Annotated in this window: 21 protein-coding genes and 2 tRNA genes; 3 read left to right on the forward strand and 20 right to left on the reverse strand. The window is 72.4% G+C overall.

Annotated elements, in window-relative coordinates; all coding sequences use genetic code 11:
* Positions 1-2 precede the first annotated feature (2 nt).
* The 5 genes from ACICHK_RS14520 to leuS form a co-directional block, all read right to left on the reverse strand.
* Positions 3-2,525, reverse strand: a complete 2,523-nt coding sequence (locus ACICHK_RS14520) for a ComEC/Rec2 family competence protein (RefSeq protein ID WP_406837231.1) — start codon at positions 2,523-2,525, stop codon at positions 3-5.
* A gap of 146 nt (positions 2,526-2,671) precedes the next feature.
* The gene (locus tag ACICHK_RS14525; RefSeq protein WP_406837232.1) at positions 2,672-3,904 is read right to left on the reverse strand and encodes a ComEA family DNA-binding protein; all 1,233 of its coding nucleotides are present in this window, start codon (positions 3,902-3,904) and stop codon (positions 2,672-2,674) included.
* A 129-nt stretch (positions 3,905-4,033) separates the two neighbouring features.
* On the reverse strand, positions 4,034-4,879 hold the full coding sequence (locus tag ACICHK_RS14530) for a DegV family protein (RefSeq protein ID WP_151467965.1): 846 nt from the start codon (positions 4,877-4,879) through the stop codon (positions 4,034-4,036).
* 72 nt (positions 4,880-4,951) lie between these two features.
* Complete coding sequence (locus ACICHK_RS14535) at positions 4,952-5,683, reverse strand: hypothetical protein (RefSeq protein ID WP_406837233.1); 732 nt, start codon at positions 5,681-5,683, stop codon at positions 4,952-4,954.
* 225 nt (positions 5,684-5,908) lie between these two features.
* Positions 5,909-8,800: a leucine--tRNA ligase gene (gene leuS / locus ACICHK_RS14540; protein WP_406837234.1), complete on the reverse strand. Its 2,892-nt coding sequence runs from the start codon at positions 8,798-8,800 to the stop codon at positions 5,909-5,911.
* Between the two features lie 422 nt (positions 8,801-9,222).
* Here leuS and ACICHK_RS14545 point away from each other — a divergent pair, with 422 nt between their 5' ends.
* Together ACICHK_RS14545 and ACICHK_RS14550 are read left to right on the forward strand one after the other, a co-directional pair.
* On the forward strand, positions 9,223-10,509 hold the full coding sequence (locus ACICHK_RS14545; RefSeq protein WP_406837235.1) for a cytochrome b/b6 domain-containing protein: 1,287 nt from the start codon (positions 9,223-9,225) through the stop codon (positions 10,507-10,509).
* Positions 10,506-12,125: an NADH-quinone oxidoreductase subunit NuoF family protein gene (locus ACICHK_RS14550; protein WP_151467962.1), complete on the forward strand. Its 1,620-nt coding sequence runs from the start codon at positions 10,506-10,508 to the stop codon at positions 12,123-12,125. The genes ACICHK_RS14545 and ACICHK_RS14550 overlap by 4 nt, the downstream gene beginning before the upstream one ends.
* 137 nt (positions 12,126-12,262) lie before the next feature.
* Here ACICHK_RS14550 and ACICHK_RS14555 read toward each other — a convergent pair.
* The 10 genes from ACICHK_RS14555 to ACICHK_RS14600 all read right to left on the reverse strand — a co-directional run bounded on the left by ACICHK_RS14555 (position 12,263) and on the right by ACICHK_RS14600 (position 18,451).
* Positions 12,263-12,335, reverse strand: a tRNA-Ala gene (locus tag ACICHK_RS14555).
* Between the two features lie 564 nt (positions 12,336-12,899).
* Positions 12,900-13,133: a hypothetical protein gene (locus ACICHK_RS14560; protein WP_037618755.1), complete on the reverse strand. Its 234-nt coding sequence runs from the start codon at positions 13,131-13,133 to the stop codon at positions 12,900-12,902.
* Between the two features lie 3 nt (positions 13,134-13,136).
* Positions 13,137-13,310, reverse strand: a complete 174-nt coding sequence (locus tag ACICHK_RS14565) for a hypothetical protein (RefSeq protein ID WP_103553920.1) — start codon at positions 13,308-13,310, stop codon at positions 13,137-13,139.
* 473 nt (positions 13,311-13,783) lie between these two features.
* A tRNA-Ala gene (locus ACICHK_RS14570) sits at positions 13,784-13,856 on the reverse strand.
* A gap of 117 nt (positions 13,857-13,973) precedes the next feature.
* Positions 13,974-14,660 carry a histidine phosphatase family protein gene (locus ACICHK_RS14575; RefSeq protein WP_151467961.1) on the reverse strand — a complete coding sequence of 229 codons (687 nt, stop codon included), beginning with the start codon at positions 14,658-14,660 and terminating at the stop codon, positions 13,974-13,976.
* A complete protein-coding gene (rsfS, locus tag ACICHK_RS14580; protein ID WP_151467960.1) occupies positions 14,657-15,100 on the reverse strand; it encodes a ribosome silencing factor in 444 nt (147 codons plus the stop codon). The genes ACICHK_RS14575 and rsfS overlap by 4 nt, the downstream gene beginning before the upstream one ends.
* 126 nt (positions 15,101-15,226) lie before the next feature.
* Positions 15,227-17,077: an LCP family protein gene (locus ACICHK_RS14585; protein WP_406837236.1), complete on the reverse strand. Its 1,851-nt coding sequence runs from the start codon at positions 17,075-17,077 to the stop codon at positions 15,227-15,229.
* A 17-nt stretch (positions 17,078-17,094) separates the two neighbouring features.
* A complete protein-coding gene (nadD, locus tag ACICHK_RS14590) occupies positions 17,095-17,826 on the reverse strand; it encodes a nicotinate-nucleotide adenylyltransferase (protein ID WP_151467958.1) in 732 nt (243 codons plus the stop codon).
* A 68-nt stretch (positions 17,827-17,894) separates the two neighbouring features.
* On the reverse strand, positions 17,895-18,056 hold the full coding sequence (locus ACICHK_RS14595) for a hypothetical protein (RefSeq protein ID WP_167455651.1): 162 nt from the start codon (positions 18,054-18,056) through the stop codon (positions 17,895-17,897).
* A gap of 236 nt (positions 18,057-18,292) precedes the next feature.
* A complete protein-coding gene (locus tag ACICHK_RS14600; protein ID WP_406837237.1) occupies positions 18,293-18,451 on the reverse strand; it encodes a hypothetical protein in 159 nt (52 codons plus the stop codon).
* A 103-nt stretch (positions 18,452-18,554) separates the two neighbouring features.
* Here ACICHK_RS14600 and ACICHK_RS14605 point away from each other — a divergent pair, with 103 nt between their 5' ends.
* Entirely contained in the window at positions 18,555-19,694 is a 1,140-nt protein-coding gene (locus ACICHK_RS14605) for a M48 family metallopeptidase (RefSeq protein WP_406841222.1), read from the forward strand.
* Between the two features lie 55 nt (positions 19,695-19,749).
* Here the strand turns inward: ACICHK_RS14605 and ACICHK_RS14610 are convergent, their stop codons facing one another.
* From ACICHK_RS14610 to proB, 5 genes are all read right to left on the reverse strand, one after another.
* Positions 19,750-20,817 (reverse strand): hypothetical protein, encoded by a 1,068-nt coding sequence (locus tag ACICHK_RS14610; RefSeq protein ID WP_406837238.1) that lies wholly within the window; start codon positions 20,815-20,817, stop codon positions 19,750-19,752.
* Positions 20,818-20,940: 123 nt separating this feature from the next.
* Complete coding sequence (locus ACICHK_RS14615) at positions 20,941-21,573, reverse strand: hypothetical protein (protein ID WP_406837239.1); 633 nt, start codon at positions 21,571-21,573, stop codon at positions 20,941-20,943.
* Positions 21,574-21,793: 220 nt separating this feature from the next.
* Positions 21,794-23,080, reverse strand: coding sequence for a glutamate-5-semialdehyde dehydrogenase (locus tag ACICHK_RS14620; protein WP_151475038.1), 1,287 nt, complete (start codon positions 23,078-23,080; stop codon positions 21,794-21,796).
* A 61-nt stretch (positions 23,081-23,141) separates the two neighbouring features.
* Positions 23,142-23,552: a hypothetical protein gene (locus ACICHK_RS14625; RefSeq protein ID WP_151475042.1), complete on the reverse strand. Its 411-nt coding sequence runs from the start codon at positions 23,550-23,552 to the stop codon at positions 23,142-23,144.
* A 318-nt stretch (positions 23,553-23,870) separates the two neighbouring features.
* Positions 23,871-24,977, reverse strand: a complete 1,107-nt coding sequence (gene proB / locus ACICHK_RS14630; RefSeq protein WP_151475039.1) for a glutamate 5-kinase — start codon at positions 24,975-24,977, stop codon at positions 23,871-23,873.
* Positions 24,978-25,222: the final 245 nt, after the last annotated feature.

The raw sequence follows: 25,222 nt of genomic DNA on the forward strand, positions 1-25,222 counted from the left end.
ATTCAGTGTCGCGCCACGCCCAGCCCTTCGCCCGCACCGGTGACGGCGAGATCGCCGTCCTCGTCGGTACGCAGCACGACCGCTCCTCCCGCCCGCAGGGCCGCGACCGTGCTCGGGGCGGGGTGTCCGTAGGGGTTGTCGCCGCCGACCGAGACGAGCGCGAGCCGCGGAGCCACCCGGCGTATGAGCTCCGGATCCTGATAGGCCGAACCGTGGTGGGCGACCTTGAGCACATCCACACCGTCCAGTTCCGCGGCCTCCGGCGATCTCGACAAGGCCCGCTGGGCGGTCGGCTCCAGGTCGCCGAGGAGCAGCAGCCGCAGCCCCGCGGACCGCACGAGCAGGGTGACACTGGCGTCGTTCGGTCCATCGGGCGGCGGGGCCGGATCCCGCGGCGGCCACAGCACCCGCCAGTCGAGGCCTCCCGCACGCCTCCGCTCCCCCGCCACGGCCCGGGTCAGGGGGATGTGCCGGGCGGCCGCCTCCCTCCGTACGAACTCGGCCTGTTCCGGGGGCTCTTCGAAACCGGTCGTCTCGATCGCGCCCACCGGACGCCCGTGGAGCACACCCGGCAGGCCCGCGACGTGGTCGGCGTGGAAGTGCGTCAGGACGACGAGCGGGACCCTGGTGACCCCGAGCGTGCTCAGACAGCGGTCGACCAGCACCGGGTCGGGCCCCGCGTCCACCACCACCGCGCTGCCGTCCCCCACCGCGAGCACGCTCGCGTCGCCCTGCCCCACGTCACACATCGCGAACCTCCAGCCGGGCGGCGGCCACCCCGTGATCACCCTGGTGAGCGGCGGCGGCTGCACCACGAACAGCAGGAACAGCACCGCGCAGACACCGCTCGGCAACGGATGTCTCAGCAGCCGCCGGCCGGCGGCCACGCCGGCCACCGTGACGAGGGCCAGCAGCAGGGCGCCCGTCCAGCTGTCCGGCCAGTCCACTCCCCCGCCGGGCTGGGCCGCCCCCGTGCGCGCGATGCCCGCGATCCACCGGGCGGGCCAACTCGCCCACCACGCCAGGAACTCGGCCACGGGCATCGCCGGGGAGGCGGCCGCCAGTGTCGCGAAACCCAGCACCGTGGCCGGCGTGACCGCGAACTCCGCGAGGAGGTTGCAGGGCACCGCCACCAGACTCACCCGGGCCGACAGCACGGCGACCACCGGCGCGCACAGTGCCTGGGCGGCCGCGGCCGCGGCGAGCGCCTCGGCCCAGCGCGGAGGCACACGGCGCCGCTGGAGTGCCGCGCTCCAGCGCGGGGCGAGTGTGAGCAGGGCCCCGGTGGCGAGGACGGAGAGCAGGAACCCGTGACTGCGGGCGAGCCAGGGGTCGTACAGCACCAGGAGCAGGACCGCGGCGGCCAGCGCCGGGATCAGTGATCTGCGGCGTCCGGTCGCGATGGCGAGCAGCGAGACCGATCCGCAGGCCGCGGCCCGCAGCACGCTCGGGTCCGGCCGGCACACGACGACGAAGGCGAGCGTGAGCACTCCGCCGAGCAGGGCGGTCGCCCGGAGCGGCACCCCGATCCGGGAGGCGAGGCCCCGGCGCTCCACCCGCTGGGCGAGGCCCGGCGGCCCGATGAACAGCGCGAGGACGATGACGAGGTTGCCTCCGCTGACGGCGAGGAGGTGGGTGAGGTCGGTGGCCTCGAAGGCGTCGTCCAGTTCCGGCGTGACACGTGAGGTGTCCCCCACCACCAGACCCGGCAGCAGCGCCCGCGCGTCCGCGTCCAGGCCGTCGGTCGCCTTCCGCAGCCCTTCGCGCAGCCGGCCGGCGAACCGCTGCGGACCGGACGGTGCTCCCACCACCGCGGGCGGCGCGCCGCCCCGTACCCGCAGCACCGCCGCGATGTCGTCCCCGTCCGACAGGGCGGGCGCGACCCGCGCCGCCACCCGCAACCGGGTGGACGGCAGCAACGACAGCCAGGGCGAACGCCCGCCGGCCTTCCCGGGCGCACCCCGTCGCGGGCGCGCGTCGACGATCACCAGCACCGGTGTCCTGGTGGCCAGCACCACGCCGTCCGCCTGTACGACCCGTGTGACGTCGGCGTCGAACAGCAGCGCCGTCGGGGCTATGTGATCCCCGTTGATCCGGGGCCGGGTGAGCCGGGGATCGGAGGTGATCTCCACCTCCGCGGTCACCTCGGCGAACTTCTCCGCGAGTGCCGGGACGGGCCCGCGCCGCAGGTCCGCCGCGTGCAGCCCCGCGGAGGCCGCCGCGGCGCCGACGCAGAGGAGCACGGCCGCGACGGACACCCGCAGCCCCGGTCGCGCCGCCGCTCGCCCCTCCCCCGCACCCAGGTCGCCCCGTGCCGTGGCCGGGTCTCCCCGCCCCGCCGCCAGCAGCGCGCCACCGGCGGCCAGGGACACGGCCACGACGACCGTCACCTGGCCCGGCGACGCTCCGACGCCCACGGCCGCCGTGAGCCAGACCGCCGCGGCGGGCGCCACGAGCCGGAGATCGGCCGGTCCCTCCGCCCTGGGGTGCGAGGCTCCCAGCCGCCTCCCCGAGGCCGCGTGCACGGGCCGCCGGCCGGACGCGCCGGGGAGACCCGCCGGGGACGTCGGGGAACCTTCCGGCTCGCGGGGCTCCGCCGTCGCCCTCGCCGGCCCGCCGGGCAGCGCGCTCCTCACCGGGCCGGCCCGCCGGACCCTCCTCCCGGAGCCGTTCATGGCCGCACCAGGTCCCGGAGATCGGCGAAGCGGCGGTCCCCGATCCCGTTCACTTCGCGGAGCTCGTCGACCGAGCGGAAACCGCCGTGCGCGGTGCGGTAGTCGATGATGTGCCGGGCCAGGACGGGCCCGACGCCGGGCAGGCTGTCGAACTGGTCGACGGTGGCCGTGTTGAGGGGGATCGGCGCGAAGGGCACGGCACCCGCAGCGGATCCTCCGGGGCCGAGCGCCCCGGGACCGCCCGAGCCGGCTCCCGGCGGGGGCGCGGACGCGCCGACCACGATCTGTTCGCCGTCCACGAGCAGCCGGGCGCGGTTGAGGCCGTCGGTGTCCGTGCCGGGCCGTAACCCGCCGGCGGCCCGCAGGGCGTCCTCGACGCGGGACCCCGCCGGCAGCCGCTGGAGTCCGGGGGCGCGCACCTTTCCGCCCACGTCCACGACGACCACGCTCCCGTCGGCACCCACGGCGCTCGAAGCCCCGGCCGAGGCACCGGACCGCGCTCCCGGCCGGTCGCCCGGCGCGTGCTTCCCGCCGTACGGTGCCGCGGCGCCCACCACCTCGGGAGCCCGGACCGGCCGCGTCCGGCCGGCCCAGAAGTGCTGCACGGCGAAGACGGCGGCCGCGACCAGCAGCACGGTCAGCGCGGCCACGCTCCCGCGTTCCAGACCGCACCTCGACTGCAGCCACAGCGGGAGCCGCTCCCGCACGGCGAGCCCGGCCCGCTCCCGCCACGCGGTGTCCGCCTCCTCGGCCGGATCGCGCGAGACCGGCTCATGCCCGGTCGACGCAGGTGCGGTCGGCCCATGTGCGGTCGGCACGGCCACGGTCGGCGAACTCGCGGCCGTCGTCCCGTCGGCCGCGAAGCGGTCCGTCCACAGGGTCCGGGCGGTCCCCGGCACGATGTCACGGCGGTGTGCCCCGGCGCCGGGAGTCCAGGGCTCCCGGGCGGGACCGGTCAGAACTCCCGTGCCCGCCGCCGTGTTCGCCCTGGGGGCGCCCTCGGCATCGCGGTCCGGCCGCGGCGGCCCGTTCCCCGACTCCCGGTGTCCCTGGGCTCGTTCGGCGAAGAGCGCGTCGGCACGCAGGCGAAGGGCCGCGGCAGAGGTCTCGTGGCGACGGGCCCGGCTTCGCCGGTCGCGGCGGTGATGGCGGCTGCGGCCGTCGGAGAGCGGACCACGGCCCGGGCCGCTGGTCGGGGTCGTGGTGCGTGAACTCGATCGAAGTGCCATGCGGCGAGGATCCGGCATCCGGGCACCCTCGCGATGATCATGCTCAATTCCGGTGGAGAGCGGCCCAGTTGTGGACAACTCCATCACCCGCACGAGCGACGCGGGTGAGCGACACCGCTGCCGGCCCCCTCAGCGGGGCGACACGACCGCCGCCAGCAGCCCGGGTCCGGTGTGGGCTCCGATCACCGCGCCCACCTCGCTCACGTGCAGTTCGGCCAGACCCGGTACGCGCGCCCGCAGACGGTCCGCGAGGGCCGACGCCCGCTCGGGGGCCGCCAGATGGTGGACGGCGATGTCGACCTGCGCGCTGCCCGCCCGGTCGGCGACGATCTCTTCCAGACGGGCGATCGCCTTGGACGCCGTCCGGACCTTTTCGAGGAGTTCGATACGGCCGTCGCGGAGCTGCAGCAGCGGCTTCACCGCGAGCGCGGAACCCAGCAGCGCCTGCGCGGCTCCGATCCTGCCGCCGCGGCGGAGGTAGTCGAGGGTGTCGACGTAGAAGTGGGCGGACGTGCCCGCGGCCCGCTTCTCGGCCGCCGTGACCGCGTCGTCCACGGTCCCGCCCGCCTCGGCGGACTCCGCGGCGGCCAGCGCGCAGAACCCGAGGGCCATGGCGACCATGCCGGTGTCGACGACACGCACCGGGACCGGGGCCTCGCGCGCCGCGAGCACCGCGGCGTCGTAGGTGCCCGAGAACTCGGAGGAGAGATGCAGGGAGACGATGCCGGCGGCCCCGGACTCGGCGATCTCGCGGTAGGTCGCGGCGAAGGTCTCGGGGCTGGGCCGGGACGTCGTGACGGGGCGCCGCTTCTGGAGTGCCTGGGCCAGGGAGCGGGCCGAGATCTCCGTGCCCTCTTCGAGTGCCTGGTCCCCGAGGACCACGGTCAGGGGAACCGCTGTGATGCCGTGGCGCTCCATCGTCCGCGGCGGCAGGTAGGCCGTTGAATCGGTGACGATCGCGACATGGCGGGACATGACCTGGAGGTTACCTGGCTGGGCGGGTGCGCGGCAGCCCGGCCCCTTCCACCTGCGGTCGGAACGGCCGGATCATGTCGTGCTCTCGGGGCGGGGCTTCTTCTGCCAAGGGTAGGTGGGCCGTTGGCCGGGCGGTGTGATGGCCGAACGCCTCGACCGGTCCTCGGGGCGGGACTGCGGGTTCGTGGGCCGGGCCTGTCCGCCGGAGCCGGCCGTGTCCGTGGCGGGAGCGTCGGGCCAGGACGTGGCGGGCCCCGGCTCCTCGGTCCAGTGGCGCAGTGCGCCGGCCTCCACGTCGATCTGGGCGCTCAGCGTGTCCAGGTCGTCGCCCGCGAAGCGGTGGGCCCGGTCGCGGGCGGCCCAGCGCAGCGAGTCCGCCGACTGCGTGATCCGCCGGGTGCGCTCGCGCAGACCGGGCAGCCGGGTGGCGAGCGCGTCCCTGTCGGGCTCGGCCTCCAGACGCTTCAGTTCGGCGTCCAGCTCGTGTCCGTGGGCGCTGAGCCGCTCGAAGAGGCTCAGGGACTCCTTGAGGGACTCGTCCTCCGCCACGCCCGCGTGGAGCGCGTCCTGGGTGGCGCGCATCGATGTGCGCAGCGTCAGCCTGAGCTGGGCGAGCTCGCCCTGGGGACCGGGCTGGGCGAAGGTCTTCGCGCGCAGGGTGGTGTCCTCGACCGTGCGGCGGGCCTGCGAGATGGTGCGGTCCACGCCGCGTTTGGCGGCGCCGATCACCTTCACCGTCGCATACGCGCCGAACACCACGAACAGCAGGAAGAGCAAGGCGATTACGGTGATCACGGTGCCCATCACACTCCTCCTCCGACCGACCGCGGCAGGTGTCGCCGCGCTCTCAACGGTAAACGCTGCGGGCAGGTTCGGAGTTCCGGAAGAACCCCGAACCTGCCCGTAGGGGACGACCCCGAGCCTCCGCACCGGCCCGGACCTGCGCGGGCACCGCGCCGAGACCCGGTGCCCCTCACGCCGTGCCGGCCGTCCCACGGCGATCGCGCCGTGGCGGCCGTGCCGGGCCGGCTACGCGGTGACGATGTTCACCAGCTTCGGAGCGCGCACGATCACCTTGCGGATCCCCGCGCCGCCCAGCGCCGCGACGACCTTCTCGTCGGCCAGAGCCACCTTCTCCAGCTCCGCGTCGGTGATCGACGGGGAGACCTCCAGGCGCGCCTTGACCTTGCCCTTGATCTGCACGACGCAGGTCACGGCCTCGTCGACGACGTACGCCGGGTCGGCCACGGGGAAGTCCTGGTGGACGACCGAGTCGGAGTGGCCCAGCTTGCGCCACAGCTCCTCGGCGATGTGCGGGGCCAGCGGCGCGACCATCAGCACCAGGGCCTCGGCGACCGGACGCGCGACCGGGCCGCCCGCCTTGGTCAGGTGGTTGTTCAGCTCGGTGACCTTGGCGATGGCGGTGTTGAACCGCATGCCCTCCAGGTCCTGGCGCACACCGTCGATCGCCTTGTGCAGGGCGCGCAGCGTGTCCTCGTCCGGCTCGGCGGAGCCGACCGTGACCTCGCCGGTCGTCTCGTCGACGACGTTGCGCCACAGCCGCTGCAGCAGGCGGTACTGGCCGACCACCGCGCGCGTGTCCCAGGGACGGGACACGTCCAGGGGGCCCATCGCCATCTCGTACAGGCGCAGGGTGTCCGCTCCGTACTCGGCGCAGATCTCGTCCGGGGTCACCGCGTTCTTCAGGGACTTGCCCATCTTGCCCAGCAGCCGGGAGACCTTCTCGCCCTGGTAGAACCAGGCGCCGTCGCGCTCCTCGACCTCGGCGGCCGGGACGGCGATGCCGCGGCTGTCGCGGTACACGTAGGCCTGGATCATGCCCTGGTTGAACAGCTTGTGGAACGGCTCGGCGGACGAGACGTGACCCAGGTCGAACAGGACCTTCGACCAGAAACGGGCGTACAGCAGGTGCAGCACGGCGTGCTCGGCACCGCCGACGTACAGGTCGACGCCGCCGTGCGGCTGTCCCTCGCGCGGACCCATCCAGTACTGCTCGATGGCCGGGTCGACCAGCTTCCGGTCGTTGTGCGGGTCCAGGTAGCGCAGCTCGTACCAGCAGGAACCGGCCCAGTTGGGCATGGTGTTGGTCTCGCGGCGGTACTTCCGCGGGCCGCGGCCGTCCTCCAGGTCCAGGGTGACGTGGACCCAGTCGTCGTTGCGGGACAGCGGGGTCTCGGGGGACGTGTCCGCGTCGTCCGGGTCGAAGGTGCGCGGCGAGTAGTCCTCGACCTCCGGCAGCTCCAGGGGCAGCATCGACTCGGGCAGCGCGTGGGCGACGCCGTCCTCGTCGTAGACGATCGGGAAGGGCTCGCCCCAGTAGCGCTGGCGGCTGAACAGCCAGTCGCGCAGGCGGAAGTTGACGGTGCCCTCGCCGATGCCCCGGCGCTCCAGCCACTCCGTGATGCGCGCCTTGGCCTCGACGACGCCCAGGCCGTCCAGGGAGACGTCCTCGCCGGCCGAGTTGACGATCTTCGCGTCGTACGAGGCGAAGGCGTCGTCCCAGGTGGAGGCGTCGGTGCCGCGGTCGTCCGAGGGCTCGACCACGCAGCGCACGGGCAGCTCGAAGGCGCGCGCGAACGCGAAGTCGCGGGTGTCGTGCGCCGGGACGGCCATGATCGCGCCGGTGCCGTAGCCCATCAGCACGTAGTCGGCGATGAAGACCGGGACCTTCTCGCCGTTGACCGGGTTGGTGGCGTACGCGCCGGTGAAGACACCGGTCTTGTCCTTGGCCTCGGCCTGGCGCTCGACGTCGGACTTCGAGGCGGCCTGCGCGCGGTAGGCGGCGACGGCCTCGGCGGGCGTGGCGTGACCGCCGGTCCACACGTCGTGGGTGCCCTCGGGCCAGGCGTCCGGGGTGAACTTCTCGACCAGCGGGTGTTCCGGTGCCAGCACCATGTAGGTGGCACCGAACAGGGTGTCCTGGCGGGTGGTGAAGACCGTGATCGCTTCGCCGTCGATCGGGAAGTCGACGCGGGCGCCCTCGGAGCGGCCGATCCAGTTGCGCTGCTGCAGCTTGATGGCCTCGGGCCAGTCCAGCGCGTCCAGGTCGTCCAGCAGGCGGTCCGCGTAGGCGGTGATGCGCATGTTCCACTGGCGCAGCTTGGCCTTGAAGACGGGGAAGTTGCCGCGCTCGCTGCGGCCGTCGGCGGTGACCTCCTCGTTGGCCAGGACGGTGCCCAGGCCGGGGCACCAGTTGACCGGCGCGTCGGAGGCGTACGCCAGGCGGTAGCCGCTCAGGACGTCGGCGCGCTCGGTGGCGCTCAGCTCGTTCCACGTGCGCGTGGTGCCGTCGACGGCGGGGACGCCGCGCTCACCGCTCTCGAACTGGGCGACCAGCGCGGAGATGGGACGGGCCTTCGCCGCCTCGTCGTCGTACCAGGAGTTGAAGATCTGCAGGAAGATCCACTGGGTCCACTTGTAGTACTCCGGGTCGATCGTGGCGAACGACCGGCGCTTGTCGTGGCCCAGGCCCAGCGTGCGCAGCTGGACCTTCATGTTCTCCATGTTGGCCTCGGTGGACACGCGCGGGTGCGTGCCGGTCTGCACGGCGTACTGCTCGGCGGGCAGGCCGAAGGCGTCGAAGCCCAGGGTGTGCAGGACGTTGTGGCCGGTCATCCGCTGGAACCGGGCGTACACGTCGGTGGCGATGTAGCCCAGGGGGTGACCCACGTGCAGACCCGCGCCCGAGGGATACGGGAACATGTCCATGATGAACTTCTTGGGCCGGGCGGCCAGCTCCGGGTCCCCGGCCAGGTCGCCGGTGGGGTTCGGGGCCTCGTACGTGCCCTCGGCGTCCCAGAAGTCCTGCCAGCGTGCCTCGATGTCGGCGGCCAGGGCGGCCGTGTAGCGGTGCGGCGCGGCCGACTCGGCGGTGGCGGCAGCGGTGTTCGTCTCGCTCATGTCCTCAAAGCTCCATCGATCGTCTCTGCCAGCGGCTCAGTCACTCGGGAAATGAAAAATCCCCTCGCACAGGAGGGGACGCCGCGCCGATGCCGACCACGATGCGTCAGTGGTCGGGACTGATCAGCGCGGCTCGCTAAGCAGAAGGCGTACGGCACGCATGGCGTCAGGGTACCGCAGCGCCCGTACGGGCCGCGACGAGCTTCCGGGGCCGTCGGCACCCCGTGTCACCCCGGCGTGCGGAAAAAAAATCGTTGACCAATGTTCAAATTTTACTTCGCTTAACGGACGCTTGCGGACAACACAAAGACCTCATTGCCCTTTGGTAACAACGCAATAACTCAAACGTGGAGCTCGGCGCGTTTTCTCGACCTAGAGTGCGCCTTCGGGACCGCTTCCCCGAACCGTAGGGAGTACCCCTCATGAACCCTCGTCGCAACAACAGCTCGCTTCCCCGGATGGGCCGTTCGGCCTACGGGGTGGCCACGGCTGTCGCCGTGGTCCTCATACCCGTGTTCGTGCTGGTGGGAGGCAACGCGGTCCAGGACTTCCTGAACTTCGGCGCCGGCGTCCTGTCGCTGGTCTCCCTGACCTGCTCGGTGATCTGGGGCCTGGTCGCCCAGGACCGGCTCATCCTCGACACACGTCAGCGGATCATCGCGCAGGGCGTCCACCGCGTGACCGCCGTCGGCTCGATCGCGTTCCTCCTGGTGCACATCACCGTCAAGCTGGCGCTGGACCACACCGTCCTGATCGCCGCCCTGATCCCCTTCAGCCTGGGCGTCACGGGGCTCGGCGGGCTCATCGGCCTCGGCTCGCTGGCCGGCCTGCTCATGATCTTCGTGGGCATCACCGGCGCGCTGCGCAACCAGTTCGCCGCACCGGCCGTGGTCGCCGCCCGCTGGCGCGCGATGCACATGCTGGCCTACCCCGCGCTGTGCGCGGCCCTGATCCACGGCCTGTTCGCGGGTCGCGCCGCGAAGCCCTTCTTCATGATCTCGTACGAACTGTGCCTGGTCGGCGTCATGGCCGCCCTCCTGGTGCGCGCCGCCCCGAACCCGGTCAAGCACAAGATCGCGGCGCAGATCCTGGCGCTCACCGGCGGCGGCAGCGCCCGCGGGTTCCGCGAGGACCTGGAAGCTTCCCGCGCCGCCGCGATGGAGTCCCCGCAGGGTCCGGGCGGCCGCTCCGACCGGCGTTCCGCGGACGACGGCACCTCCCCGCGCAAGGAGCGCAAGGAGCGCAAGGAGTCCTCGTCCACGCTGTTCGGCGGCGCGCAGGGCACCGCCGACACGGCCGGCTTCGCGGCGGCCTACCGGACCGGGACGATGCCCACGGTCACGGCTCCCGGCACGGGGCAGTTCCCGATGCCCGGGAACGCGCAGCCCACAGAGACGTTTCCCTCCGCCGGCAACGGCGGCGCGCAGGGCGGCTGGCCCGTCCCCGCCCAGTCCGTCGGCGAGGCCCCGGCGTCGGCGTACGACCCGCTCCAGGACACCGGATACACCACCCCCGTCTATGGCAATCCGCCCGTCGGCGGCTACGGCACGAGTGATGTGTACAACACCGGTGAGACGAACGCGTCCTACCGCACGTACAACAGCAACGACACGTACGACAGCGGTCCCACGACTGACGTACTGCCGGGCGCCTTCGACGCTCCTGGCTCCGGTGAATCCTGGAATGCCCCTTCCGGAGGCTTTAAGTGAACGAGGCCCTGCCCGACGTCCCGGAAGTCCGAGTGGTCGGACTTCCGCAGCTCACGTCGGGTTTCGACCTGGTTGAACGTCTTGATCTACCCATGCACCTCAAGGTGCACGGTCCGCTCGAACCCCTGGGCGGGGAGGATCTCGCGAGCCTCGCCGAGGACATCAATCTGAAGGGCCGCGGCGGGGCGGGCTTCCCGTTCGGCAAGAAACTGCGCTCGGTCGCGGAATCAGCCATCAAGAAGGGCATCCGCCCTGTCGTGGTGGTCAACGGAAGCGAGGACGAACCGGCCTGCCGCAAGGACACGGTGCTCATCAACCGTGCCCCGCACCTCATCCTCGACGGCGCCCTCCTGGTCGCGGAGGCCATGGGCGCCCGCCAGCTCGTGATCGGCGTGACCCGCGAGTCCACGCAGCGCTCCATGGAGGCGGCTCTGGAGGAGCGGGGGCTGAGCAACCGCAGGGGATCGCCCCTTCGCGCGCGCGTGCAGCGCAATCCGATCCGCATGGTGACCGGGGCGGCCGCCTCGCTGATCCGCTCGATCGACGGCGGCCCGGCCGTGCCGCCCGGCCGCAAGGTCAGCGCCTCCCAGGCGGGCGTCGGGGGCGCGCCCACCCTGCTGTCGAACGCCGAGACGTTCGCGCAGCTGGCCATCGCCGCCCGCATCGGCCCCGACCGCTACCGCAACACGGGCCTGTACGACGAACCCGGCACCGTCATGCTCACCGTCTCGGGCGCGGTCTCGCGCCCCATGGTGATCGAGGTCCCCACCGGCGTACCCCTGCGCTACGTGCTCCAGCTGGCCGGCGCCCCGGCGATGCCCCAGGGCGTGCTGACCGGCGGCTACCACGGCAAGTGGCTGGACGCGGCGACGGTCAACGAGGCGATCGTCTCGCGGGACTCCCTGGCCGCGGTGGGCGGCGCGCTCGGTGCCGGCGCGATCCTCCCCATCACCCAGGAGACCTGCCCCCTGGGCGAGTCGCTGCGCGTGGCGCAGTGGCTCGCCGACGAGAGCGCGGGCCAGTGCGGTCCCTGTTACCTCGGTCTGCCCGCCGCGGCGCGCGGCCTGGCGGACATCCTCAACGGCGGCGGCCCGGCGGCGCTGGAGGCCGTGAAGCAGGTCGCCAAGTCCGTGAAGCGGCGCGGCGCCTGTTCGCACCCGGACGGTTCGGCGATGTTCATCGAGTCGACCCTGAAGGCGTTCACGGACGACCTGGCCGCACACGTCCTCGGAAACGGCTGCGGAAGGCCCGTGGAGGGCGTTCTGCCGCTCTTCGAGGACGGCCAGGTGCCCATGGGCATCCTGAGCGGCCCGGGTCAGCCGGAGACGGGCTCCAGCCGCCAGAAGATCTTCGTCGACTGGACACTGTGCCGCGGGCACGGTCTGTGCGCCGACCTCCTCCCCGAGGTCTTCGAACTGGGCGCCGACGGCTTCCCGACCGTGGCGCAGGCCCCGGTGCCCCGGTCCGTCGAGGCGAAGGCGCTGCGCGCGGTGCGCCGCTGCCCGGCGCTCGCCCTGCGCATCGAGGAGGACACCAGGGGATCGTCCTCGTCGCGCCCCAACCTGCCGGTCCTCTCCCAGGGACGTGGGCGCCGGGCGCTCGGCAGCGGCCGCTGACCCGAAGGAGCGGGCCACCCGAAAACGGTGGCCCGCCCTCGGCATGTTCCTCGCCACGGCCCGAGAACCGTTCCGTGAAGTACCGGAGAAACGAAGAAGCGGACCACCCTGATCGGGTGGCCCGCTTTCAACGTCTGTGGAGCTAAGGAGAATTGAACTCCTGACCTCCTGCATGCCATGCAGGCGCTCTACCAACTGAGCTATAGCCCCTCGTGGCCACGCGGTGAGACCGCGTTTTCACTGTGTCGCCCGGTTTCCCCGGCGGCGACGCCAACATTACACGGTTCCCCTGGTGAACCACCAAATCGTTTCCCGTCCGTACCGATTCGCGCCGCATGTCGCATTCCGCGGGCCGCGCCGCGCACCGGGTCCGCCCCGATGCGGCGACTGGGCCGAACGGGGGGCCAGGAGGCACGGGAGGGGCGGGGACCGGCCGGAGGAGACGCTCCCGGGCCCTCACGCGGCCCTGGGCGGGCTTCAGGGCGCTCGGCGGCTCGCCGGCGCCCCTGGCGGCCTTCCGGGCCGCTCCGGGGCGCGCAGAGTGCGCCGAGGCCGCTTCAGGGCGGCCGTGGCGTCCCGTTCGCGCGTACGTGCGGTGGCGGGTGGCGGTGACGAGGGGCGTGGACCGCGCGGGCGCGCGGGAACTGCGCAGCGACGGCACCGCATTGACGCCGCCGGCCCGCGGCGGCCGCAACGGCTCGAGGGCCGGACGGGGCGGCCCCGGGAATCACAAAGCCCCGGGGGCGGGCCGCCCCCGGGGTCACACGGCCCCGGTCAGGCCGTGGCGAACGAATAGAACCGCTTGAGAGTGCAGTGCTCGTCGAGGAGCCGTGCGTAGATCGGCTCGCCCTCGAGCTCCCGGTACGTCTCGATGGGGTCGCCTTTTATGATCAGCGCCCGCGCGCATTCCTCGCACCAGTACTGATAGTCGTGGTTGACCGGCTCCATGTCGCGGACGATCGGCGTACCACTGCCGCACCAATCGCATTTCCGCCTGTGTGCACCCATCAATCAGCTCCAGCTGTGGCCGCAGGCCGTGCACACGTAGGAGATTCCACCGTTGTCGCCGAGAACCTGGGCAACGTGGACCGATCCGCAGGAAGGGCAGTCGAGGAGGGTGGCTTTCTTACGGTTCAGTGCCACTTCGAGGAGATCGTGGACCTCCTCGAGGATGCTGGCAGGCATCGCTACTCCCTCCCGTCGGGCCGCGCCCCCTTCCGGCCGTTTGATTCTGCCACGGCCGGAGCAATACGGTCAGCGACGCCTGCGTACCAGTCCGGACACAGGCCCCCAGCGCGGCTGTACGGGGCGGCGCATACGAGCACGCCGGGAGCGCGTCCGCAAAGGTATACGCCCCAGAGGCCCCAAGTGACTCAAGCGGATCCGAGAAGAGTGTGCCGAAGACCACGGCGCCCACCGGTCCGAAGCGCACGCCCGGCCCCTGACGGCGTGACGGCCGGAGCCGGGCGTACGTCCGGCAGTGATCCACGACACAGTTCTCGATGTCCGTCCGGCGGCCAGGCGCCAACTGCGCCCGCTCCGGCGCGTTCCCCGGGGGGACGTCCTCAACTCGCGGACGGACAACGAAAAATCCCGCTCCCTGACGGGAACGGGATCTTTCCTCACTCTGTCCGACGACTCCGGAGAGAGTCGGTCTGTGGAGCTAAGGAGAATTGAACTCCTGACCTCCTGCATGCCATGCAGGCGCTCTACCAACTGAGCTATAGCCCCTTGCGTTCTTCCCGCCCTGCGGGCCGAACAAGAAGAACTTTAGCCTGCGACCAGCCGGAAAGTGAAATCCGGTCCCGCCGGGCCCTCGCCACCGGACGGAGAGCCGTCCGGCGCGCCTCAGTCGTCGTCGCCGAGGACCGGCTCGGGCAGCGTGCCGGCGTTGTGCTCCAGGAGCCGCCAGCCGCGGACGCCCTCGCCGAGGACGGACCAGCAGCAGTTGGACAGGCCGCCCAGGCTCTCCCAGTCCCGGGACTGCAGGCCGAGCAGACGGCCGATGGTGGTGCGGATCGTGCCGCCGTGGCTGACGACGACGAGGGTGCCGTCGTCGGGGAGCTTGTCCGCGTGCCGCAGCACCACGGGGGCGGCCCGGTCGGCGACCTCGGTCTCCAGCTCGCCCCCGCCGCGCCGCACCGGCTCACCGCGCTTCCACGCGGCGTACTGCTCGCCGTGGCGGGCGATGATCTCCTCGTGCGTCAGCCCCTGCCAGACGCCCGCGTAGGTCTCGCGCAGGCCCTCGTCGTGGGTGACGTCGAGGCCGGTGAGGCCGGCCAGCTCGGCGGCCGTGGCCGCGGCGCGCTTGAGGTCGGAGGCGACGATGGCGTCGGGCTTCAGGGAGGCGAGCAGCCGGGCCGCGCGCCGGGCCTGCCCGATGCCCGTCTCGGTCAGCTCGACGTCCGTGGAGCCCTGGAAGCGGCGGTCCACGTTCCAGGAGGTCTGGCCGTGCCGCCACAGGATGATGCGGCGGCCCCGGCCGGGCTTCCCGTCGGAGGCCGCGCCCGCGGCCCCGCGGGCCTCGGCGCTCACCGGAGTTCCCCCAGGCCGGCCGAGTCCTCCTCGGCCTGGAACTTCGCGTGTTCGGCGGCCTTGCCCCGGGTCGCCTTGGCCTCTTCGGGCAGGTCCAGCTCCGGGCAGTCCTTCCACAGCCGCTCGAGGGCGTAGAAGACGCGCTCCTCGCTGTGCTGGACGTGCACCACGATGTCGACGTAGTCGAGCAGCACCCAGCGGGCCTCGCGGTCGCCCTCGCGGCGCACCGGCTTGGCGCCGAGCTCCTTGTTCAGGCGCTCCTCGATCTCGTCGACGATCGACTTGACCTGGCGGTCGTTCGGCGCGGAGGCCAGCAGAAAGGCGTCGGTGATGGAGAGCACATCACTGACGTCGTAGGCGATGATGTCGTGCGCGAGCTTGTCTGCGGCCGCCTGTGCGGCGGTGTTGATGAGCTCGATGGAGCGGTCCGTGGCGGTCACTGCGCGGCTTTCCGTCGGCGGTCGGTTACCCCTCAAGGGTCTCACGGACCGCCGAGGACACCCCACGCGTTTCTCCGGTCACGCCCCGGGGCCGGACCCCGGGGCGTGACGCCGGTCACCCGCGGGTCACCCCGTCGGCTTGCTGGTGATCTTGTAGTCCTGGCCGAGGACGACGGACACGTCCGCGTTGCCGGCGGCCTTGCCCTTCTTCACCGTGCTGGTGGGCAGCCCCAGGGTCTTGGCGACCTCGACGGCGTCCGCCTTCCTGGCGGAATCGCTGTAGGTGATCTGCGACACGCTCTGGGCGGCACCCGCGGTACCGGAGTCCAGGAACGTGTAGCCGCCGTTGACCAGCAGGACACGGGCCTGGCCGGTGGCCGCCTTGACGCCGGTGGCGTTCTCGATGCCGACGCGGACCGCAGAGCCGGCGTCGGGGCTCTTCGCCGTACCGCCCAGGACGTCCTTGATCACGCCGCTGGAGGCGCTCGCGCTCAGGGTGCCGTCCTCCTGCACGGGCAGCGTGGCGGTCTTGTAGTCGCCGCCCTTGGCGAGGTCGGCGAGCTTGGCGAGGAAGGCGCCGAGGTCCTGGTCGGTCAGGGACGGGTCGAGGATCTGGGCCAGGGTCTGCACGGTGGTGGTCGCGGCCTGCTTGTCCGAGGACAGCTTGCGCAGCACCGCCTGCATGACCTGACCGAACCGCTGCAGCTGGGCGTTCTGCGCTTCGCCGGGGGCCAGGTAGGTGGCGTAGGCGACGGCCTTCTTGCCGCTGAGGGTCTGGTCCTCGCCCTTCTCGACGAGCGGGGCCTCGCCCTTCTTCTTGGCGTCGGGGTCCGGCACGTCGGTGTCGGTGGTGACCTCGATGTTGCCGACGAGTTCGACGAGGTTGTCCAGGTAGGGGGTATCGAGCCGCCAGGTGCCCTGGATGCTGGTGCCCAGCACGGTGTCGAGCGCCTCCCGCGTGCCCGAGGAGCCGTCGCCGTCGACGGACTTGGCGAGCGTCGTCGTCGAGCCGTCGTCGTCCGTCAGGGCGAGGGCGTTGGGCAGCAGGACGGTGGTTCCCCGCTTGGTGGTGGTGTTGTCGACGAGCAGGACCGTGGAGGTGCCGCCGCCCTTGGTGTTGTGCAGGTGGACGACGATCACGTCGCGCTTCTGCGCGGCGACGGGCGTCGTGGTCCCCGGCTTGGCCTCCGAGGCGGTGCCGGGCAGTTTGCCCGCGTACCAGAGGTAGCCCGCGCCGCCGACCACGACCAGGGCGACGACCACGACCAGGGCGATGATCCGGCTGCGGGCACGGCGCTTGGCCTCCTCGCGGCGCTCGGTGCGGTTCTCGGTGAACTTCAGCCAGTCGATGACGTCCTCGGACTCGGCCTCCTGGTCCTCGACGAAGGCGAACTGCTCGGTGCGGTAGTCCCGGTCGGTCCGGGGAGTGCCGTCGTCCGCCGGTCCGGGCTGCTGCGGGATGCGGGCGGTCTGCTCGGCCACCCGGGGCCGGCGTCCGGTGCTCGCGGCGCCGGCCGTGTCGGCGGTCCGCCCGTAGCCGTCGTACGACGGCTCGGCGGTCCCGGTCCCGGTCCCGCCGGCCCGCGGCGTACCGGTGCCGAACGGGTCGAAGGAGTCGTACGAGGAGACGGGCGGCTGCTGCCCCGTGTCGTAGGACGACATGGCTTCCTGCTGACCGGTGTCATAGGACGACACCGCTTCCTGTCGACCGGTGTCATACGGCGACACCGCTTCCTGCCGACCGGTGTCATAGGGCGACACAGGCGACTGACGGCCCGTGTCGTAGGCCTGGACAGATTCCTGACGGCCCGTCGCGTAGGGGTCGTAGCCGTAGCCCTGCTGCCGGGCGTCGTAGCCGTCGTACCCTTGGGCGGGCTGCTGCGGGACCTGCCGGTACACGGGCTGGCCGTACTCGTCGTAGCCGACGAGCTCGTAACTCTGGTCGCCGCCCGCGTATCCGTCGTATCGGTCGTTCACCGGGTGCCCCTCTCGGCTCACTGGCCGCGGTACAGCTCACGCTTGTCGATGTAGCGCACCACACCGTCCGGCACCAGGTACCAGACGGGGTCGCCCTTGGCGACTCTCGCACGGCAGTCTGTGGACGAGATGGCGAGCGCGGGGACCTCGACCAGCGAGACACCGCCCTCCGGGAGCCCCGGGTCGGTCAGGGTGTGACCGGGCCGGGTGACCCCGATGAAATGCGCAAGGGAGAACAGTTCTTCCGTGTAGCGCCAGGTGAGGATCTGGCCGAGCGCGTCCGCGCCGGTGATGAAGAACAGGTCCGCGTCGGGATTCAGCGCGCGCAGGTCGCGCAGCGTGTCCGTCGTGTAGGTCGGGCCGCCGCGGTCGATGTCGATCCGGCTCACCGAGAACTGGGGGTTCTCGGCGGTCGCGATGACCGTCATCAGATAGCGGTCCTCGGCCGGGGTGACCGTGCGGTCGGTCTTCTGCCAGGGCTGCCCGGTCGGCACGAACACCACCTCGTCGAGGTGGAACTGCGCGGCGACCTCGCTGGCGGCGACCAGGTGTCCGTGGTGGATCGGGTCGAAGGTGCCGCCCATGACGCCCAGCCGGCGCTTGCCCGGGTTCGAGGGGCCGTTGCCGGGGCCGGTCACCGGGCGCTTCGCCGCGCCGCCGCCCGCCGCGCCCGCACCGCCCGTGGCGTCGCCGACGGCGCCGCTCTCCGTGTCACTCGCCGGACCGGTAGGCATGTCCTGCTCTCCCATGCGTGCAGACCCTACCGGCCCGGCCGACGGGCTCCGGCCGACAGGGGCCCGAGCGGGCCCTTCGGGGCTCAGCGGTCGCGGTTGAAGCGCGTGGTGATCCACAGCAGCAGGAGCAGGACGAACAGGGCCCCGCCGCCGGTCAGGTAGGGGCTGAGGCTCTCGTGGTTGCCGCCGTTCTCGCCCTCGGCGACGACGGTGGCCAACTGTGCGGCGGTGTGCTGGAAGCTCATCTCGGCAGGACCTATCCAGTGGGTGCGGGATAAAGATGTCGGCCCATCGTATGCGGGCGCCCACGCAGCGAACACGGCGACTCCGCCGTTGGGGACACCGGTCGCGGGGCCGTCCCCCGGGACCGCCGGGGCGGGGTCCGCCCGTCACGGAGGTCCTCCCGTCACGGAGGCCCTCCCGGCCCGGAGGGTCTTCCACCGCGGAGGCCTCCCGGCCGGAACCGCCGCGGCCGGGCCGCTCAGTCGTCGCGCTTGTAGCCGCGCAGCAGGAACCAGGCGGTCAGGGCCACGCCGATGACCATGACGACCAGCACGACGCGGAGCAGATTGCCCGGACCCTGCTTGTCCGCCGCCGCGGCGGCATCCGTGAGCCACGCGGCCGTGGGGATGTGCTCCATGTCGTACGACTCCTCCTCTGTACTGCCCGTCCACGGTATCTCCGCCTAGGCTGGGCTCTGCCTCGGGGGCGCATGAGGCATTCAGACGCACATGGGGGAACACATGTCCGACGGCGGCCACGAACGAAACGGGCACGAGAAGGTGCCCAGCAGGCAGCGCAGGCGTTTCGAGGGGATCTCCTCACGGGCCTACGAGCATCCGGCGGACCGCTCGGCCCTGGTGGCCCTGCGCAAGCTCAGCGGCTTCGACACGGTCTTCAAGGCGCTGAGCGGCCTGCTGCCCGAGCGCAGTCTGCGGCTGCTCTTCCTGTCCGACTCGGTCCGTGTCTCGGACGCCCAGTTCACGCACCTCAACGACATGCTGCGGGACGCCTGTTACATCCTGGACCTGGAGAAGGTCCCGCCGATGTACGTGAACCAGGACCCGCAGCCGAACGCGATGTGCATCGGTCTGGACGATCCGATCATCGTGGTGACGACCGGGCTCGTCGAGCTGCTCGACGAGGAGGAGATGCGGTCGGTCATCGGCCACGAGGTCGGCCACGCGCTGTCCGGTCACGCCGTCTACCGCACGATCCTGCTGTTCCTCACCAACCTCGCGGTCCGGGTCGCCTGGATCCCGCTGGGAAATCTCGCGATCATGGCGATCGTGACCGCGCTGCGCGAGTGGTTCCGCAAGTCGGAGCTGTCCGCGGACCGGGCCGGGCTGCTGGTCGGCCAGGACCTGCGGGCCTCGATGCGCGGCCTGATGAAGATCGCGGGCGGCAATCACCTGCACGAGATGAACGTGGACGCGTTCCTGGCGCAGGCCGAGGAGTACGAGTCTGCGGGCGACCTGCGGGACTCCGTGCTCAAGATCCTGAACGTGCTGCCGCGCACGCACCCCTTCACCGCGGTCCGCGCGGCCGAGCTGAAGAAGTGGGCGGAGTCCCGCGACCACCAGCGGATCATGGACGGTCACTACCCGCGACGCGACGCGGACAAGGACGCCTCGGTGTCGGACTCCTTCCGGCAGTCGGCGGCCAGCTACGCGAGCGACGTGAAGAACTCCAAGGACCCGCTGATGAAGCTGGTCAGCGACCTCGCGGGCGGCGCGGGCGACCTCGGGGGCCGGGTGCGGCGCGGCTTCGGCGGTTTCGCGGGCGGCGCCCCCAAGGACGCCGCGGGCGACGGGGACACCGGCACCGGGCGGACGTCGCGCGAGGACCGCTCCGACGACGAGGGCACCGGAAGCCGGGACTGACCGCCCCCGCCGGGCGGCTTCGCCCCGGGCCGGGGCCGACCGCCCGGCGGGCCGGCTACACGGTCGGCTGCGCGCTCCTGGCCAGGGAACCGCACACGGCGGTGGCGCTGCCGGTGGCGTACGGGTCGGTGCCGGCCGGTCCGCCCGCCTTGGCCGTCTGGCCCGCGAGCAGCGGCCGCAGCCGGCTCACCGAGTCGTCCGAGCAGGCGAGCGGGCCGGCCTGGACGTAGGACACCGCCAGTTCGGCCTGGTGCATGCGCAGGTCGTCGCGGTCGAAGCGGAAGGTCAGCTCGCGCCGGACGGTGAACAGGGAGGCCTCGGCCCGGGCGTTCGCGCCGGTCGGCCTCAGCGCGTAGACGAAGGTGTGGTCGGCGACGACCTCCAGGGTGTTCGCGTCGAACTCGGCGGCCTGGAGGGTGCCCTGGACCCGGATCCCCTTGTCCGCGAGCTGGGTCCGGGTCGCGTCGAAGCGGACCAGCCAGCCGGTCGGGGCGTGCCGTCCGTCGGCGGCCGGGTGGTCGAAGCTCCGGTCGAACTGGTCGAGCTGCCGCGGGTCGAGCAGGATCCGTACCGGCCGGGTGGCGCCCCCGGTCAGGACGCTCGGGTCGAGGGACGACTCGACGAGGTAGTCCTTGGCGGTGGTCAGGGCGGTGACGACCTGGCTGTCGGAGAAGTGGGCGGTGCGCCGGACGGCGGGCATCGTGATGCCCTCGGCACCGGTGCGGAACTGGGCGGCCGGGCTGGCGGCGTACAGCTCGTCGGTGCTGGTGGAGCCGGGCACCGCGGTCCCCGGGGCGAGCGGGATCACCGTCATGCGCAGCGGTTCGGCCGACCGGGTAGCGGGGGTCTCGTACGGGTGGCGCACCCCCATGTAGATCGCGGTGCCGAAGGCGATGGCTATCAGCAGGACGAGGATCAGGGCCTGCCGGGACAGTCCGCGCTGGAGGGGCGGCCGACGGCGTACGGCCGGGCTGTGGTCGGCCATGCGTTCCCGGGCGGAGAACTCCTGGAGGCGGGCAGCGCGGACGAACGACTCGTCGAAGACGACGGATCGGTACTCGTCCTCGCCACCGGCGGGAGCACCCTCGGGCGTCCCCTCAGGTGGGTCTCCAGGCCCGCCCATACCTTCAGAGTAGGTCTCCTGAGGCTCCGGTAAACGCTGCGGTGCACGACAAGTTCTGACAGGTTCCCACCAGGGCGGTCACGCTGTGCGACGGACGTCGGCGCCTCGGCGGGGCGAGCGGCCTCAGGGTGTTCGCGGCACCGCCGACACCGTCGGGCGGGCGGGGACGGCGGAGACCGCCGGGCCCGGGCCGGTGAGCTTCTCCCGGCCCTGTTCGAGGCCGGAGGAGGCGGGTGAGGGGACCTGGTCCCGGCCGCCGGAGGACGCGCCGCGGTAGACCGCCGTGAAGGCGAGGGCGACCATGCCGACGCCCATGACGAGGGCCAGGAGCCAGGCGACGGGCCGGTGCCAGCGGGTCTGCTTGCCGTAGGGCCGACCGTACATCCCCGGGAAGCCGTGACGGCCCTCCAGGACCTCGGCGTCGTCGGGATCGTCCAGGTCGGGATCGTGGGCGAAGTCGGCGTGGCCGAAACCGTCCTCGTAGCGCTCGTCGTCACCGCGGGCGCCCCGGGCGTGCGCGCGGCGCGCCTCGGCCTCGGACGCCTCGGCACGGGCCTGGGCGGCCGCGAGCAGCCGCTCCACGGCGGTCGGTTCGTGGAACACCGCCGCCCGTACGAAGTCCTCGTCGAAGACCACGGAGGCGAACTCTTCGTCCGCACCCCCGCGGTCGTGGTCGTCGTCGGGCTCCCAGCCGTCAGGGAACGGCGTGCCCCCCACGTCCTCCGGCACGGGTCCAGAGTAGACCTGGGGGGTCAATTTGGGCAGACGGTACGGAAATTCGTCCGCATGGCGGGACCGCGCCTCAGTGGACCGCGGGCCGTGAACCCTCCGTCGTGCGCCCCGGCGTCCGGCACCGCGCCGCCCGTGCGCCCGGCGCGCGCCCTCCGGACAGGGCCCCGGGGCGCCCGGTACGCCCGCGCACGGCCGTCTCCCGGGCGGCGGCGGCAAAGGGGCCCGCCCCCCGCCCGGCGGCGGCTCAGCGGCGGATGTGGCCGTCGCCCGTGACGATGTACTTCGTGCTCGTCAGTTCGGGCAGTCCCATCGGACCGCGCGCGTGGAGCTTCTGCGTGGAGATGCCGATCTCGGCGCCGAAGCCGAACTGGCCGCCGTCGGTGAAGCGGGTCGAGGCGTTCACGGCGACCGTCGTGGAGTCGACCAGCTGGGTGAAGCGGCGGGCGGCCTGCTGCGAGGTGGTCACGATGGCCTCGGTGTGGCCGGAACTCCACAGCCGGATGTGCGACACGGCCTTGTCGAGCGAGTCGACGACGGCGGCGGCGATGTCGTAGGAGAGGTACTCGGTGTCCCAGTCCTCCGCCGTGGCCTCCACGACGGTGGCCTTGGAGTCCTGGGCGAAGGCGAGGACCCGCTCGTCGGCGTGCACGGTGACCCCGGCGTCCGCGAGGGCGTCCAGGGCGCGCGGCAGGAACTCGGCGGCGATGTCCTGGTGGACCAGGAGGGTCTCGGCGGCGTTGCAGACGCTGGGCCGCTGGGCCTTGGAGTTGATCAGGATGTCGACGGCCATGTCGAGGTCCGCCTGGGCGTCGACATAGACGTGGCAGTTGCCGGTGCCGGTCTCGATGACCGGGACGGTGGACTCCTGGACGACCGTGCGGATCAGGGACGCGCCGCCGCGCGGGATGAGGACGTCGACCAGGCCGCGGGCGCGCATCAGCTCGCCGACCGATTCCCTGCCCTCGCCGGGCACGAGCTGGACGGCGTCGGCGGGCAGTCCGGCGCCGCCCACGGCGTCGCGCAGGACCCGGACCAGGGCCGTGTTCGACTCGTAGGCGGAGGACGAGCCGCGCAGCAGGACCGCGTTGCCGGACTTCAGGCACAGGGCGGCCGCGTCGACGGTCACGTTCGGGCGGGCCTCGTAGATGATGCCGACGACACCGAGGGGGACGCGGACCTGGCGCAGGTCGATGCCGTTCGGGAGGGTCGAGCCGCGGACGACCTCGCCGACCGGGTCGGGCAGCGCCACGACGTCGCGGACGTCGGAGGCGATCGCGCGCACGCGCTCGGGGGTGAGCGTCAGCCGGTCGATGACGCTCTCGCTGGTCCCGGCCTCGCGGGCCTTGGCGACGTCCTTGGCGTTGGCGGCGACGATCTCGCTCGTACGGACCTCCAGCGCGTCCGCGATCGCGAGCAGCGCGTCGTCCTTCTCGGCCCGCGGCAGAGGCGCCAGGTCGGCGGCGGCGGACTTCGCGCGATAGGCGGCCTGGGCCACCGGGGACATGGAGTCGTACGGCGAGAGCGTGGTCATGGGGGAAGGGTAGTGCGCCCGGCGGGCCGGATCCCCGGTCGTCCCATTCGGCGAGACGGGCTCAAAAGGGATGAACCCCGACAGGTGTCGCGGGCAGCGGACCGTACCCCTCGGCGATCCGCTGGTGGTACGTCTCGCGGTCGATGACCTCCAGGCCGACGATCTCCCAGGGCGGGAGTTTGGCGGTCTGGCGGTGCTCGCCCCACAGGCGCAGCGCGACGGCCGCCGCGTCGTGCAGGTCGCGGGCCTCCTCCCAGTAGCGGATCTCCGCGTGGTCGCCCGCGTACCGGCTGGTGAGCAGGAAGGGGTGGTCGTGGGCGAGCTGTTCGAGACCGCGCCGCACCTCGCTCAACGGGGCCTCGCCGCCTGACACGCTCAGCGTGACGTGCCACAGCCGGGGCTGGTCGGCCGGCTGCTCGCCCTCGTAGGCGTCGCCGGCCGCGACGCTGGTCAGGGCCCGTTCCTCGCCCATCGCGCGGGAGGCGGGACCACCGCGGGACGCCGCCGCCCCAGGGCGTACTCGTCTCACGACGGCCTCCTTTACCCGATCGGTCGTACCGAATCCCGGACTCTCCCTGCCACAAAGTTGAGCAGGTGAGAAGCCGCCGTGTGGCGGTTTTACGGAACGTCCACCGGTGGGGGCGGGGGATTCGGCCGTTTACGGGTGTAGTGGACAGCTGTTTCCGCGATGCCCCTGGGGCGCCGGTAAGGGCATTTGGTGGATGAGGCCGGCGTGACGGCCGCCGGGCGGTCCGCGGGCCCCGCGGACGCGTACGACGGGACGCGTGTTCTACGGGTTCAGCAGGACCAGGTCGTCACGGTGCACGACCTCGCGCTCGTACGCGGGGCCCAGCTCGCGCGCCAGTTCCCGGGTGGAACGGCCGATCAGCTGGGGGATCTCCTTGGCGTCGAAGTTCACCAGCCCGCGTGCCACCGCCCGGCCCGTGCCGTCGCGCAGCTCGACCGGGTCGCCCGCGGTGAACTCGCCCTCGACGGCCGCGATGCCGGCGGGCAGCAGCGAGGTGCGCCGCTCGACGACCGCGCGCACGGCTCCGTCGTCCAGGGTGAGCGCGCCCTGCGGGGTGGAGGCGTGCTGGAGCCACAGCAGCCGGTCGGCCGACCGCTTGCCGGTGGCGTGGAAGAAGGTGCCCGTGTCCCGGCCCGCGAAGGCGTCGGCGGCGTGGACCGCGCTGGTCAGCACCACCGGGATGCCGGCCGCGGCGGCGATCCTGGCCGCCTCGACCTTGGTGACCATGCCGCCGGTGCCGACGCCCGCCTTGCCCGCGCTGCCGATCTCGACGTGGGCGAGGTCGGCGGGCTCCCGCACCTCGGCGATCCGCGAGGTGCCGGGCTTGCCGGGGTCGCCGTCGTAGACCCCGTCCACGTCGGAGAGCAGGACCAGCAGATCGGCGCGTACGAGATGGGCGACGAGGGCGGCGAGGCGGTCGTTGTCGCCGAAGCGGATCTCGTCCGTGGCCACCGTGTCGTTCTCGTTGACCACCGGCAGGGCGCCCATCGCGAGGAGCTTGTCCAGGGTGCGCGAGGCGTTGCGGTGGTGGGCGCGCCGGCTGGTGTCGTCGGAGGTGAGGAGCACCTGTCCGACGCGGATGCCGTAGCGGGCGAAGGAGGCCGTGTAGCGGGCCATCAGAAGGCCCTGGCCGACGCTGGCGGCCGCCTGCTGGCGGGCGAGGTCCTTGGGGCGGCGACGCAGTCCGAGCGGCGCGAGGCCGGCCGCGATGGCGCCGGAGGAGACCAGGACGATCTCCTTCTCGCCGCCGTCGCGCGCCTTGGCGAGGACGTCCACGAGCGCGTCGACCCGGTCCGCGTCGAGGCCGCCGGAGGCGGTGGTGAGCGACGAGGAGCCCACCTTGACGACGATCCTGTGTGCTTCGTTCACGGCGTACCTTGCGCTTGCCACCTGCGATCCGTCCCCTTCACGCGCGCGTCCCCTGCACCGCGCTCTCCGGCTTCGACAATCTACGGGAAGTGCGGCACGGCGTGTCCGCACCGTTCGGTGGACGGACGGTCCGGAGCCGGAGCGCGGCCGCGTCGTCCCGGTGAAATGACCTCCGCGTGCACGGCGGCCGGACCGGCGTCGCCCTTGTCGGCCGACGAATTACGGAGGTCGTGACGCTCGCCGAA

Origin of the sequence: Streptomyces sp. AHU1, from assembly GCF_045343905.1 — a bacterium.
GTDB lineage: Bacteria > Actinomycetota > Actinomycetes > Streptomycetales > Streptomycetaceae > Streptomyces > Streptomyces triticiradicis.